The sequence below is a fragment of the Nocardia sp. CC227C genome, from assembly GCF_030767025.1.
GTDB lineage: Bacteria > Actinomycetota > Actinomycetes > Mycobacteriales > Mycobacteriaceae > Nocardia.
This window is the reverse complement of the sequence record NZ_JASITE010000021.1, coordinates 1-13,562: the sequence shown is the minus strand read 5'-3', so window position 1 is coordinate 13,562 and position 13,562 is coordinate 1. Positions and strand designations below refer to the sequence as shown.

The following is a 13,562-nucleotide window of genomic DNA, read 5'->3' as shown; positions in this document are numbered from 1 at the left end:
TAGGGGTTATGTTCCTGTACGAAGAGATCCGAGCACCACTGCGCGAACCGTCGCCCGTGGTGGATGGAATGAGCGCGGCGGCGGTCACCCTGTCCGCCGCGCGTGCCGCGGCGTACGCCCCCGCGGACGAAGCGGCCGACCGCCGCCACCGGGAGCGCGGCAAACTCGACGCCCGCACCCGCATCGAGACCCTGCTCGATGACGGAACATTCAGCGAGATAGGGGTTTTCGCCGAGCACCGGGCTGTCGGCTTCGGTATGGAGGAATCCCATCCCCCCGGTGACGGCGTGGTCGTCGGGTGGGGCCGGATCGACGGCCGCCGGGTCTTCGTCTTCGCCCACGACGCCCGGGTGCGGGGCGGGGCGTTGGGCGCCGTGTTCGCCCGCAAGCTGCATCAGCTGTTCGACCTCGCCGATGCCTGCGGCGCACCCATCATCGGGCTGAACGACGGTGGGGGAGCGCGCATTCAGGAGGGTATCGACGCCCTGGCCGGTTTCGGCGGCCTGTTCGCCCGCAATGTGCGTGCCTCGGGAGTGGTGCCCCAGATCAGCGTGATCCTCGGGTCGTGTGCGGGCGGGGCGGTGTACTCCCCGGCGCTCACCGACTTCACCTTCATGGTGGAGGGCACCGGCACCATGTTCATCACGGGTCCGGACGTGGTGCGCGAGGTGACCGGCGAGCAGGTCAGCCAGGAGCAGTTGGGCGGGGCCACGGTGCACGCCGAAACCACCGGGGTGGCCTCGTTCGTGGCGCCGGACGAGCGCAGCTGCTTCGAGGACGTGCGCACCCTGCTGGGCTATCTCCCCGCCAACAACCAGGAAACGCCACCGGAGGCGTGGACGCCCGACCCCGCCGATCGTCGCTGTGCGGAACTGGCCGCCATCGTGCCAGCCGACGACCGCGCGCCCTACGACATGCGTCTGGTGATCGCCGATATCGTCGACGACGGCGAGTATCTGGAGGTCCACGAGCGGTGGGCACGCAATATCATCTGCGCGCTCGCCCGGCTCGACGGCAAAGTGGTCGGCATCGTCGGCAACCAGCCCGCCGTGCTGGCCGGGGTGATCGACATCGACGCCTCGGAGAAGGCGGCGCGTTTCGTGCGCATGTGCGACGCGTTCAACATCCCGCTGGTCACCCTCGTCGACGTGCCCGGCTTCCTGCCCGGCGTGGGCCAGGAGCACGACGCCATCATCCGGCGGGGCGCGAAACTGCTGTACGCCTACTGCGAGGCGACGGTGCCGCGGATCCAGGTCATCCTGCGCAAGGCGTTCGGCGGGGCCTACATCGTGATGGACTCCAAGTCCATCGGAGCCGACCTCTCCTTCGCCTGGCCGACCAACCAGACCGCGGTCATGGGCGCGGAGGCCGCCGCCAATATCGTCTTCCGCAAGCGCATCGCCGCCGCGCCGGATCCGGATGCCATGCGCCGCACCCTGATCGAGGACTATCGGGACGAACTCATGCACCCGCTGGTGGCCGCGCGACGCGGCCACGTCGACGACGTGATCGATCCGGCCGACACCCGCCGCGTCCTCATCGGCGCGCTGGACATGCTCGCCGCCAAGCGCGCCGCCACCCCCATCCGCAAGCACGGGAACATTCCGCTGTGAACGCGCCGGACATCGTGATCACGCGGGGCAATCCCGATGACGTCGACATCGCAGCCGTCGTCACGGTGCTCGCGGCGCTGGCGGCGGGCGGCGCCGCGCCGGTACGCCGCGAGCACCGGCTGCCCCCGAGCGCCTGGCGGTCCGGTCACGGCTTCCGCTACCACAAGGCCCCGGCGGCGTGGGGCACGGCCGCCCGTATCCACCGGCATCCCGACCGCGCCGCCCCGCGGTGGGCAGAGGAGCAGCGATGACATCGACCATGACGAGCGCCACCGTGCCGCCGCCCGCGCCCGGCGCGGCGAGTCTGGCCATGTTCCCCGGGCAGGGATCACAGCGGGCCGGGATGGCGGCCCATCTGCTCGAGCACCATCCGGGCGCGGCCGAGCCGATCTTCCGTGCCGCCGACGCCGCGGCCGGAATCGAACTCAGCCGCCTGTGTGTCACCGGCGTCAAGGGCGATCTGACCCGCACCGACATCACGCAGCCGGCGGTGCTGGCGACCAGTCTCGCCACCTGGGAGGTGCTGCGCACCGCGGGATTTCGGCCCGCTGCCGTGGCCGGGCACAGCCTCGGGGAGTTCACCGCGCTGGTGGCGGCCGGGGTGCTGACGCTGGAATCGGCTTTCGCCCTGGTGCGCCGGCGCGGTGAATTGATGGCCCGGGTGGCCGAGCGGACCGACGGCGGCATGCTGGCGGTGATCGGCCTGCCCGCCGCGGCGGTGGAGCGCGCTTGCGCCGAGCGCGGGGGCGCGGGTGTCGCCGAGGTGGCCAACTACAACGACGCCCGCCAGACCGTGGTGTCGGGTCACCGCGCCGCCCTGGACGAGGTGGCCGAGGCGGTCCGCACGGCCGGCGCGGAGAAGGTCGTGCTGCTGGAAGTCGGTGCGCCCTTCCACTGTTCGTTGATGGCCGAGATCGAGGCGGAGTTCGCCGACGAGCTGGCCCGGCACACCTTCGGACCCGCCCGCCTGCCGGTGATCAGCTCGGTCACCGGTGCGGCGCTCGCCTCCGGCGCCGATGCCCGCGGACTGCTGCGCCGGCAGCTGGCCTGTCCGGTGCGCTGGACAGACGTACTCGCCGCCGCCGAACGGTACGGCGCCACAGCCTATCTGGAGGTGGGGCCCGGGCGGGTCCTCACCGGTTTCGCCAAGCGCACAGTCGAAAACCGCACGGTGCTCAGCACCGGCGACGCCCGCCGCATCGACGCGGCGATCCGTGAGATTCGCGATCAGGAAGGAACCCTGCCATGACCACCGAGACCTCCGCGCAGACCCTCGCGGCCGTCCAGCAGTCCGTCGCCGAGGCGGTCGGCCTCGATATCGACGAGGTGGAGCCCGACGCCACCGTGCTGGGCGAGCTCGGAGCCGAATCCATCGACCTGCTCGACATCCTGTTCCGGATCGAGCGCAAGGTCGGGGTGAAGATCCAGGCCGCCGAGATCGCCGAGCTGCTGCAGGGCGAGCTGACCGACGAGGAGTGGGAGGACGCCGACGGCGTGCTCACTCCCGCCGGATTGGCGCAGCTGGCCACCGTCCTGCCGCAGATCGACCCGACGGAGCTGGCGGGCAAGATCACCGCCGACCAGGTGATGACCCTGTTCACCGTGCGCAACCTGGCCGAGATGACCACCGCGCGCGCGGCGCTCGCCGCGGATGTGAGCTAGATGACCGCGGGGCGGGTGGAGACGATCCCGGGATCCCGCTCCCGGGTCAGCGTCGGGGTGGATATCGCCGCGGTGGAGCGGGTGCGGACGCTGTTGTCCGACCAGCCCGCGCTGGCGGTGGAGATCTTCACCGAACGCGAACTCGCCTACGCGCACGGGCGTCGCCGCCGCGCGGAGCACCTGGCCGCGCGATTCGCCGCCAAGGAAGCGGTGGTGAAGGCGTTCGGTGCCGGAATGCCTTGGCGCGACATCGAAGTCGTCAACTCCACCAGCGGTCGACCGCGTCTGCGGCTGTCCGGGGTGGCGGCGACGGCGGCCGCCGCGCGCGGCGTCGAGGCCATGGACGTCTCGCTGTCCCACAGCGGCGGTTTCGCCATCGCCGTGGTGGTGTTCACCATTTCCGAGGAGGAGTCGACATGACGCTGACCGACCGAGTCGCCCTGGTCACGGGTGGTTCACGGGGTATCGGCCGGGCCACCGCCCGGCTGCTCGCCCGGCGGGGTGCCGCGGTAGCGGTGAATTACCGCAGCGCCGACGAGGCGGCGAAGGAGGTGGTCGAGGAGATCGTGTCGGCGGGCGGCCGGGCGGTCGCGCTGGCCGCGGACGTCGCCGACCCGGAGCAGGCGCAGGAGCTGGTGGCGCGGTGCGTCGACAGCCTCGGTGGCCTGCACATCCTGGTGAACAATGCCGGAATCGCCAGGGACGGGCTGATATTCGATATGGACGCGGACGCGTGGCTGGATGTCATGCGGGTCAACTTCGGCGGGGTGTTCAACTGCACCCGGGCCGCGATGGCGCATCTGATGGGCCAACGCGACGGCGTCATCGTGAACGTCTCCTCGGTCATGGGCGAGCGAGGCTGGGTCGGCCAGTCCAACTACTCCGCGTCCAAGGGGGCCATCAACGCCTTCACCTATTGCAGCGCGGTCGAACTCGCGCGCTTCGGGGTCCGGGTCAATGCCGTGCTGCCGGGCTTCTCACCGACCGACCTGATCGGCGGCCTGGTGGAGGGCGGCGGACTCGAGAAGCTGAAACGCCAGATTCCGTTGCGCTCACTGGCCGAGATCGAGCAGATCGCGGAGGTGATCGTCTTCCTGGCCGGTCCGGGGGCCGGCTACATGACCGGTGCGCTGGTGCGCGCCGATGGCGGATTCGGCGCACAACTCGGCCTCGGCCGGATGGCTTGAGAATGCGAAAGGCAAAGCACGACAATGCGATTCCATCTGATAGACCGGATCGACGACTGGGTCGGCGACACCCGCGCCAGTGCCCGCAAACTCACCTCCGTCACCGAGAACCACTGGCTGCGCGACGATTCCGGACGCCTGACGATGCCGCCCACCCTGGTGATGGAGGCGGTGTGCCAGACCGCGAGCTGGCTCGTGCTGCTCAGCAGCGGACTGCGTCGCCGTGCCACCCTGCTCGGGGTGGACGAGGTGGCGTGGCACGGTGAGGTGGTACCGGGCGACGTGCTGCACCTCACGGTGAGCGTGCGGTCCACCGCCGATGCCGCCGCCGTGATCGACGGCGCCGCCGGGGTGGACGAGCGGCCGGTGCTCACCGCTTCCGGCATCCTGTGCGGCGTCACCGATGCCGACGCCCTGGAATACGCGGAGGACACCGAACGCATGGCCAGGCTGCTGCGCGGACGGGAGCCGGTGGCATGAGGCGGGTCGTGATCACCGGCATCGGGGCGGTGACGCCGCTGGGGCTGGACGCCGCCACCACCTGGAGCAATCTGGCCGCCGGGAACAGCGGCGTCGGCCCGCTGACCGTCTTCGACTGCACCGGGTTCCCGGTCCGTATCGCCGGGCAGGTCCGGGACTTCGACCCCGCGCGGCGGCTGCCGGCCACCGCCAAGTGGCGGCACCTGTCGCGGGCGGGACAGTTCGGCGTGGCCGCCGCGGCCGAGGCGCTGGCCGCGGCGGGCGCTGTCGCCTCCGGTCCGCCGGGCGACGCGTGCGGAGTGGCCATGGGCGGCAGTGTGGGCCGCCCCGACCTGCGGCTGCTGGTCGATATCGGCCGGGCTCGCGAAACCACCGGCCGCGCGGACGTTTTCGAACGACAGGCGCCCAGCCTCACCCTGACCGGCAACCAGAATCTGCCGGTCGCCGCCATGGCCCGGATTCTCGGCGCGACGGGCCCGATGGTCGGCATCAGCACCGCCTGCTCCGGCTCGGGCCATGCCATCGGCGAGGCGTACCGATTGATCCAGGAGGGAGATGCCGATCTGATGCTGGCCGGCGGCTACGACTCCCTCACCAGCTGGCTCGACGTGCTCGGATTCAGCCTGCTGGGTGCGCTCGCCACCGGTTACGAAGACGATCCGACCCGGGCCTCGCGGCCCTTCGACTCCACTCGATCCGGATTCGTCCTCGGCGAGGGCGCGGTGGCCTTCGTCCTGGAGGAGCTGGAGTCCGCCCGCCGTCGCGACGCCCCCATCCTCGCCGAGATCCTGGGTTACGCCGCCACTCTCAATGCCTGGCGCATCACCGACTCCCCACCGGACGGCAATGGTGCGGTTCAGGTGATGGAGGGCGCCATCGCCGAATCCGGCGTGGGCGCGGACGGCATCGACTACGTGGTGGCGCACGGCACCAGCACCCCCGGCAACGACGAGTCCGAGACCGTGGCCATCAAGAAGGTCTTCGGCGACGACGCCTACCGGCTGCTGGTGAGTTCACCCAAGTCCATGGCGGGTCACCTCACCGCCGCGGGTGCGGCCCTGAATGTCCTGGCCGCGGTAGGAGCGATCCGGAATTCGCTGGTGCCGCCCACCATCAATCACGAAACACCCGGTCGGGGACTGGATCTGGACTACGTGCCCCGCACCGCGCGCCCCGCGGCCGTGCGGGCGGCGCTGATCAACGCCTTCGCCTTCGGGGGCACCAACACCAGCCTGGTGATCGGCGGTGCGCCGTGACGCCGGCGTTGCTGGACCGGGTGTTGGCGACAGAACCCGGACGCCGCGCGATCGCCCTGGTGAACGTGCCCATGACGCTGCCGGTCTTCCAGAGTCACTTCCCGCGCTTTCCGGTGCTGCCCGGTGTGCTGCTGCTCGACCGCGTCCACGCGGTCGCCGCGCTCATCGCGCCGCCCGGACTGGTGCGGCCGGTCCTGCTGCGGGGTGCGCGGTTCCGCCGCTACATCGAACCCGGCGACCAGATCCGCATCACCGTCGAGGCCGTGGCGGACGTCGCGTCGGCCGAGGCGCACGCGGATCGCTTCGACTGCCGGGCGCTGGCGGAGGTGGACGGCCGCCGCGCCGCCACCGTCGCGCTGCTGCGCCTCGGCCCGAGTACAGGGGATCCTCATGACTGAACGACGACGGGTGGTGGTGACCGGCATCGGGCTGCTCACCGCCTTGGGGCCGGACGTTGCCGGCACCTGGCGCGGACTGCTGGACGGGCGCAGCGGAATTCGCGTCCTGTCCGCTTACGATCCGAGTCCGCTGCGCACTCGGCTCGGCGCCGAGATCGACGGCTTCGAACCACTGCGCTACGTGTCACGCAAGGCGCTGCGCATGCTCAACCGCGGTGATCAGCTGGGCTTGGCGGGCGCGAGCCTGGCCCTGGCGGACGCCGGACTGGACACCGAGACCGAGCTTGGACCGCGCGCCGGGCTGTATCTCGGTGGGAACAAGGAGATCTCGCGGCTCGACGACCTCATCGCGAACATCACCCGCATTCGCCGTCCGGACGGAGAACCGGATCTGGAGCGGCTGGGCCGCGAGGGCGGATCCATCATGGCCCCGCTGTTCTTCGTCGAGGGACTGCAACCGGCGGCCGTGTTCCATGTCTCGCAGCGCTTCGGCATCCGCGGCCCGAACTCGTTCTACGCCGGTACCGCCGACAGCGGTGCCACCGCGATCGGCCGAGCCCTGCGGGCGATCCGCCGGGGCGAAGCCGATCTGGCGCTGGCGGGCGGCTATGACGACGCCACCAACTGGTGGCCGATGTCCAAACTGGACGGCGTCGGCGTGTTGTCCACCGAGAACGACCGCGGCGCGGCCGCGTTCCGCCCGTTCGATCGGCAGCGTTCGGGTTCGATCCTGGGCGAGGGCGCGGCGGTGCTGGTCCTGGAGGAACTGGCGACGGCGCGGGCGCGGGGCGCACGGATCTACGCCGAGCTCACCGGGTTCGGCGCGGGCAACGAATGCCACCGGCCGCCCGCACCCCATCCGAGCGGACGCGGATTGGCCCGCGCGGTGACCCACGCCCTGCGCGACGGGCGCGTCGAGCCCGCCGATGTCTCCTATGTCGCGGCGCACGGCTGCGCCACCCGCGACGGCGACACCAGCGAGACCCGCGCCCTGCACACCGCCCTGGGCGCGCACGCCCGAACGACGGCGGTGAGCAGCGTCAAGCCGCAGACCGGACATCTGGTGGGTGGTGCGGGCGCGGTGAACGCCGCCGTGGCCGCCCTCGCGCTCCACCACGGCGTGATACCGGGCACCGCCCATCTCGACGATCCCGATCCCGGCTGCGACCTGGACTACGTCCCCGGCGGTCCCCGAGAACGAGAACTCACCGGTGCGCTCGCGCTGGCCCGCGGTTTCGAAGGGCAGGCGGTCGCCCTGGCCCTCAGTAGCGAGGTGAATCGATCATGAACGCTCCCAAGCGAATCGTCGTCTGCGGTGTCGGTGCGGTCACCGCGCAGGGACGGGGCGCCGAGACCATGTGGCGTGGATTCCGGGCCGCAGCGGTGGCGATCCGCCCGGTGCGCGGCGTCGATCTGACCGGTTGCCGCACCCGGCTCGGGGGTGAGGTGCCCCCGCGGTCCGACGGGGACCGGGACCCGGACGAGAATCTGGATCCGGCGGTGGAATTCGCACTGGCGGCGGCCGCCGAGGCGATCGGCAACGCCGGTCTGCGGCCGCGGCGGTCCGGGTCCGACCCCACCGGCGTCCCGGCCACCCGCTGGGGCGCGGTGGTCGGCACCTGCAACGGCGGCCTGCGCAGCCTGGAGCAGGCCTGGCGGGCGGAAAGGGACGGGCGCGTCCCGCCGTGGTGGCGGTACCTGATGATTCAGCCGCAGACCATCGCGGAGGCGGTCGGGGCGGCGTTCGGAATGCTCGGACCGGTGCTGTCGGTCAACACCGCCTGCGCGGCCGGCGCGCATGCCGTCGCCCACGCCGTGGAACTCATCCGCGCCGGCCGCGCCGATGTGATGGTGGTGGGCGGCAGCGATGCGTTCAACGAGACCGTATTCGCGGGCTTCCACAGTCTGGAAGCGCTCTCGCCGGTGCCCGCGTCACCGTATTCCAAGGATCGGCAAGGGCTTTCGCTCGGTGAGGGCAGCGGCATGCTGGTGTTGGCCGACCATGCGGTGGCGGTGCGGCACGGCCTGCCCGTGCTGGCCGAGGTGCTCGGCTACGGGCTGTCCGCCGACGGCCACCACCCCACCGCCCCGCATCCGGAGGGCGAGGGGGCGGCGCGGGCGCTCACCGCGGCCTTCGCGGCCAGCGGCGTCACGCCCGCCGACGTGCGCTACGTCAACGGCCACGGCACGGGCACCCCGAAGAACGATTCGGCCGAGAGCAACGCCGTGCGCCGGGCCTTCGGCCCCGCCGCGGAGAAGGTGGCGCTGAGCAGCGTCAAATCCATGGTCGGCCATCTGCTCGGCGCGGCGGGTGCGGTGGAGGCGATCGCGACCGTGCTCGCGCTGCGCGACCAGATCGCCCCGCCCACGGCGGGGTTCACCGGACCCGACCCCAAATGCGGGCTGGAGGCGGTGCCCAATGAGGCGCGGCCGCTGCCCATGGATGTGGCGATGTCGAACAACTTCGCCTTCGCCGGGGCCAATGCCACGGTGGTGTACGGGCGGGAGGGTCGGGTCGCGGCGCCGCCCCGGACCGGGACCGACCGTATCGTCGTCACCGGGATCGGTGTGGTCCTGCCCGGTGCGACCGCACCCGAGGATTTGGTGCGGACGTACCGGTCCGGATCGGGACCGCGATCCGGCGACGCGGATTTCGCGGTCGCGCCCCTGGACTTCGACGCCTCGCCGTATCTGACGGCGAAGCAGCGGCGGCGGATGGACCGGCTGGGCGTGTTCGCGGTGGCCGCCAGCGCGATGGCGCTGGCGCACGCCGGACTCGATCCGGCCGCCCATGATCCCGACCGGGTGGGCGTGGTGCTCGGTACCGGGCTCGGCCCGGTGGAGAGCCTGGAGCGGTTCACCGTTCCGGTACTGGAATCCGGTGTGACCGCGGGGAATCCGGCGGTCTTCCCGAATACCGTCTACAACGCCGCCGCGGGGCAGGTGTCCATGCTGTTGGGCGTGCGCGGCCCGACCTCGACGCTCACCGCCGCGCACGCGGCGGGGGCGAGCGCGCTGGGCGTCGGTTTCGACCTGTTGCGCTCCGGCGCCGCGGACGCCCTGCTGTGCCCGGCCGCCGACGCGCTCGGCGACTTCGCGCGGCGGGCCTATGGGCGCATACCGCTCTTCGCCACCGCCGGACCGTCGGGTTACCTGCTGACCGAGGGGGCGGTGACCCTGCTGCTGGAGCGGGAGTCGTTCGCCCGCGATCGCGGGGCGCGGGTGCTGGCGACCTTCGCGGGCTACGGCACCGCCTTCGACGGCGCGGGCATCGGACGCTGGGACCCGAGTGGCGGCGGGGTCGAGCGGGCCATGCGCGCCGCCACCGCCGAATGCGGGTTGGAAACCGGTGCGGTCCGAGCCATCTGGGCCAACGCCAGCGGCCTGCCCACGGTCGACGACCCGGAGCTGGCCGCCATCGAGCGGTTCCGCTCCGAGACCACCCGCGTCGAGCAGCCCAAACGCGTACTTGGCGAACCGGTCGGCGCGGGAGCCCAGCTGTGCGCCACCCTGGCCTTGGCGGAGCCCACGCGTTTCGACGGCCCGGTGCTGGTCAACAGCTCGTCGCTGGGCGGCGCCCATCTCAGTCTGGTCTTCACCCCGGGAACGGAGCAATCGTCATGACCGACGTACAGGTCACCATCGCGGGCACGGGTTCGTACCTGCCCGGCGACCCCATCGACAACGATCGACTCGAGAAGCTCGTCGGCACTCTGCCCGCCGAGGTGCTCGACGGCATACAGGTGCGCCGCCGGCACTGGATGATCGACCCGGTCGACGGCGCCCACCTGACCAGCAACAGCCGGATGGCCGAGGCGGCCGCGCGACGCGCCTTGGCGCACGCGGGAATCGAGCCGGAGGAGGTGGACCTCATCGTGCTGTCCACGGCCAGTCCGGAATTCCACCTCCCGACCGCCGCCAGCTACGTGCAGGAGCACCTGGGCCTGGAGCGGTGCGCACTGATCGAGGTGCGCGCCGGCTGCGTCGGTGCGGTGCAGGCCCTGGACATCGCCTTCCGGCAGCTGGCCGACGGCACCCACCGCACCGCCGTGGTGATCGGTGCGGAGGCCATCTCACCGCTGCTCGCCCCCATGTTCCTGGGCCGCGATCCCGATGCCGTGCGGATGCGGGATCGGTTGACACTCTTCAATTTCGGTGACGGGGCCGCGGCCGTGGTGCTGCGCGGCGGGAGCGACACCGGGACCCACCGGTACGGCTATGTCAACGCCTGCCTGGGCGGACACCGCGCGCCGGGCATGCGGGTGATCGGCGGCGGTACCGACATTCCGCTGCACGAGCAGCGAAATCGCAAGCGGCTCATCGATATCGCGCTGGACGCCAACGGCGTGGCCGAATACGGTCCGCGCGTTTTCGTCACCGCGCTGCGCGAACTGCTGGACCGCTCCGGCCTGCGGCTGGAGCAGATCGGCGCGTGCGTGCTGCCGGAGGGCAACGCGGAGTACTTCACGCGCGAATTCGCCGACGCCGGGCTGTCAGAGGCGGATTTCGCCCTGCTGCAAACCCTGGTCGTCGAGAACCTCGCCGACGTCGGCGCGACCGGATCGCCCGCGGTGCTGCTGGCCCTGGACGACGGTCTGCGCGGCGGTCGGGTGCGTCCCGGCGAGAACGTGATGCTGCTGGCCATCGAGGCCAGCCGGTACGTGTACGCGGGCTTGGCGCTGCGCTGGCCGGAAACCGTCGGGAAGTAGGAGAACATCATGGTGCGATCGACCGCGGCCCGCCGCCTGTTCACCAGCGAATCGGTGACCGAGGGCCATCCGGACAAGATGTGCGACGCCATCAGCGACGCGGTTCTCGACGCGCTGCTCGCCGACGATCCCGGCGCGCGGGTGGCGGTGGAGACGATGGTCACCACCGGACAGGTGCACGTGGCGGGGGAGGTGACGACGACCGCCGTGGTGGATGTGCCGCGCATCGTGCGCGACACCGTCCTCGATATCGGATACGACAGTTCCGCACGAGGATTCGACGGGGCGACCTGCGGGGTGAACGTGTCCATCGGTTCCCAGTCGCCGGATATCGCGCAGGGCGTGGACCGCGCCTACGAGGCGCGGGTGGATGGGCGCGATGATCCCGTCGACCGGCAGGGGGCGGGTGATCAGGGCCTGATGTTCGGCTACGCCAGCTCCGACACCCCGGAATTGATGCCGCTGCCGATCGCCTTGGCGCACCGGCTCTCCCGTCGGCTCGCCGATGTCCGCAAGACGGGCGTGGTGTCCTATCTGCGGCCCGACGGCAAGACCCAGGTCACCATCGAGTACGCCGGGGACCGGCCGGTGCGACTGGACACCGTGGTGATCTCGGCGCAGCACGATCCGGGCGTCGACCCCGAGGGGGAGCTGGCCGCCGATCTGCGTGCCCACGTGCTCGACCACGTGCTGGCCGGTCTGGGCGTGGCCGGCCTGGACACCGGGGAGGTCCGGCTGTTGGTCAACCCGACCGGCACCTTCGTGCTGGGCGGTCCGATGGGCGACGCGGGCCTGACCGGCCGGAAGATCATCGTCGACACCTACGGCGGTATGGCCCGCCACGGCGGCGGCGCGTTCTCCGGCAAGGACCCGTCCAAAGTGGACCGCAGCGCCGCGTACGCGCTGCGCCGAGTGGCCAAGAACGCCGTGGCGGCGGGTCTGGCCGATCGGCTCGAGGTACAGGTCGCCTACGCCATCGGCAAGGCCGCGCCGGTCGGCCTGTTCGTCGAGACCTTCGGCACCGAGAACTACGATCCGGCGCGCATCCAGGCGGCCATCGAGTCGGTGTTCGACCTGCGCCCGGCGGCGATCATCCAGGATCTGGACCTGCTCCGCCCGATCTACCGCCGCACCGCCGCGTATGGGCATTTCGGGCGCGTCGATGTGGATCTGCCGTGGGAACGCACCGATCGGGTGGCCGAGCTGAAGGAGGCGGTGGCGTGATCTTCGTATGCGGTTCCATCGCCACCGACCACCTGATGCGGTTCCCGGGGCGATTCGCCGAACAGCTGCTGCCCGAACACCTTTCGCATGTCTCGCTGAGCTTCCTGGTGGACGACCTCGTCATCCGGCACGGCGGCGTCGCCGGGAACATCTGCTGTGCGCTCGGCCGGCTGGGCGACCGGCCGCTGCTGATCGGAGCGGTGGGTGGCGACTTCGACGAGTACGGCCGCGCGCTGGCGGCGGCCGGTGTCGATCTGGGCGGGGTGCACACCCACGCCGATCTGCACACCGCGCGTTTCGTCTGCACCACCGATACCGATATGGCGCAGCTCGCCAGCATGTACCCCGGGGCCATGGCACGGGCCGCGCGGATCTCGGTTGCCCAGCTGTCGGCCCGCCACGGCCGGCCCGACCTGGTCCTCATCGGAGCCGACGACCCGGCGGCCATGCTGCGGCACACCGAGGAATGCCGCGAGTACGGCCTGCCCTTCGCCGCCGACCCGTCCCAGCAGCTCGCCTATCTGGACGCCGCGCGGATTCGCGGCCTGCTGGACGGCGCGGACCTGCTGTTCACCAATGAATACGAATGGGGCCTGCTGCGCACGAAAACCGGCCTGTCCGAGGCCGATATCGCGGCCGTGGTGCGCACGCGGGTCACCACGCTGGCCGAGCGCGGCGTGGAGGTCGTCGATTCCGGCGGTGCGCGAGTGCGGGTGCCGGCGGTGCCGCCGATCGCCGAGGTGGATCCCACCGGGGTAGGGGACGGCTTCCGCGCGGGATTCGTCTTCGCGCGCGGTCGCGGGGCGACGGTGGAGCGGGCTGCCCAACTCGGGTGCCTCGTCGCCGTTCTCGTCCTGGAATCGTCGGGGCCGCAGGGCTGGTCGTGGCGCACCGATGCCGCCTTGGAGCGCCTCGCCGCCGCCTACGGGCCGGAAGCCGCCGATGACCTCGCCGCACTGCTGATCGATACCGCCGCCGACCGAGAACGAAAGGTACCGTCGTGACGACTGCCGAGGGAGTGCGCGAGACCGCG

The 13,562-nt window shown here is 71.4% G+C and carries 14 protein-coding genes; all 14 read left to right on the top strand.

Annotated features, from left to right (window positions below; genetic code table 11):
- Nucleotides 1-8 precede the first annotated feature (8 nt).
- Genes QMO76_RS30905 through QMO76_RS30840 form a run of 14 tightly spaced genes read left to right on the top strand, consistent with a single transcriptional unit; the run spans nucleotide 9 to nucleotide 13,533 of the window.
- Nucleotides 9-1,613 (top strand): acyl-CoA carboxylase subunit beta, encoded by a 1,605-nt coding sequence (locus tag QMO76_RS30905; RefSeq protein WP_306364890.1) that lies wholly within the window; start codon nucleotides 9-11, stop codon nucleotides 1,611-1,613.
- Entirely contained in the window at nucleotides 1,610-1,864 is a 255-nt protein-coding gene (locus QMO76_RS30900; protein WP_306364889.1) for an acyl-CoA carboxylase epsilon subunit, read from the top strand. The genes QMO76_RS30905 and QMO76_RS30900 overlap by 4 nt, the downstream gene beginning before the upstream one ends.
- Nucleotides 1,861-2,862 carry an ACP S-malonyltransferase gene (gene fabD / locus QMO76_RS30895; RefSeq protein ID WP_306364888.1) on the top strand — a complete coding sequence of 334 codons (1,002 nt, stop codon included), beginning with the start codon at nucleotides 1,861-1,863 and terminating at the stop codon, nucleotides 2,860-2,862. Before QMO76_RS30900 ends, fabD begins: the two co-directional genes overlap by 4 nt.
- The gene (locus QMO76_RS30890; RefSeq protein WP_306364887.1) at nucleotides 2,859-3,275 is read left to right on the top strand and encodes an acyl carrier protein; all 417 of its coding nucleotides are present in this window, start codon (nucleotides 2,859-2,861) and stop codon (nucleotides 3,273-3,275) included. Before fabD ends, QMO76_RS30890 begins: the two co-directional genes overlap by 4 nt.
- Nucleotides 3,276-3,695, top strand: coding sequence for a holo-ACP synthase (locus tag QMO76_RS30885; protein ID WP_306364886.1), 420 nt, complete (start codon nucleotides 3,276-3,278; stop codon nucleotides 3,693-3,695). It begins immediately after the preceding gene.
- Complete coding sequence (locus tag QMO76_RS30880) at nucleotides 3,692-4,462, top strand: SDR family NAD(P)-dependent oxidoreductase (RefSeq protein ID WP_306364885.1); 771 nt, start codon at nucleotides 3,692-3,694, stop codon at nucleotides 4,460-4,462. Before QMO76_RS30885 ends, QMO76_RS30880 begins: the two co-directional genes overlap by 4 nt.
- A gap of 24 nt (nucleotides 4,463-4,486) precedes the next feature.
- Nucleotides 4,487-4,942 (top strand): 3-hydroxyacyl-ACP dehydratase FabZ family protein, encoded by a 456-nt coding sequence (locus QMO76_RS30875; protein ID WP_306364884.1) that lies wholly within the window; start codon nucleotides 4,487-4,489, stop codon nucleotides 4,940-4,942.
- Nucleotides 4,939-6,198 (top strand): beta-ketoacyl synthase, encoded by a 1,260-nt coding sequence (locus QMO76_RS30870; RefSeq protein WP_306364883.1) that lies wholly within the window; start codon nucleotides 4,939-4,941, stop codon nucleotides 6,196-6,198. Before QMO76_RS30875 ends, QMO76_RS30870 begins: the two co-directional genes overlap by 4 nt.
- Nucleotides 6,195-6,596: a hypothetical protein gene (locus tag QMO76_RS30865; protein ID WP_306364882.1), complete on the top strand. Its 402-nt coding sequence runs from the start codon at nucleotides 6,195-6,197 to the stop codon at nucleotides 6,594-6,596. Before QMO76_RS30870 ends, QMO76_RS30865 begins: the two co-directional genes overlap by 4 nt.
- Nucleotides 6,589-7,884 carry a beta-ketoacyl synthase gene (locus QMO76_RS30860; RefSeq protein WP_306364881.1) on the top strand — a complete coding sequence of 432 codons (1,296 nt, stop codon included), beginning with the start codon at nucleotides 6,589-6,591 and terminating at the stop codon, nucleotides 7,882-7,884. Before QMO76_RS30865 ends, QMO76_RS30860 begins: the two co-directional genes overlap by 8 nt.
- Nucleotides 7,881-10,220, top strand: a complete 2,340-nt coding sequence (locus QMO76_RS30855) for a beta-ketoacyl-[acyl-carrier-protein] synthase family protein (protein ID WP_306364880.1) — start codon at nucleotides 7,881-7,883, stop codon at nucleotides 10,218-10,220. The genes QMO76_RS30860 and QMO76_RS30855 overlap by 4 nt, the downstream gene beginning before the upstream one ends.
- Nucleotides 10,217-11,305, top strand: a complete 1,089-nt coding sequence (locus tag QMO76_RS30850) for a 3-oxoacyl-ACP synthase III family protein (protein ID WP_306364879.1) — start codon at nucleotides 10,217-10,219, stop codon at nucleotides 11,303-11,305. Before QMO76_RS30855 ends, QMO76_RS30850 begins: the two co-directional genes overlap by 4 nt.
- A 9-nt stretch (nucleotides 11,306-11,314) precedes the next feature.
- On the top strand, nucleotides 11,315-12,529 hold the full coding sequence (gene metK, locus QMO76_RS30845) for a methionine adenosyltransferase (protein WP_306364878.1): 1,215 nt from the start codon (nucleotides 11,315-11,317) through the stop codon (nucleotides 12,527-12,529).
- A 35-nt stretch (nucleotides 12,530-12,564) separates the two neighbouring features.
- Nucleotides 12,565-13,533, top strand: a complete 969-nt coding sequence (locus tag QMO76_RS30840; RefSeq protein WP_306364968.1) for a carbohydrate kinase family protein — start codon at nucleotides 12,565-12,567, stop codon at nucleotides 13,531-13,533.
- Nucleotides 13,534-13,562: the final 29 nt, after the last annotated feature.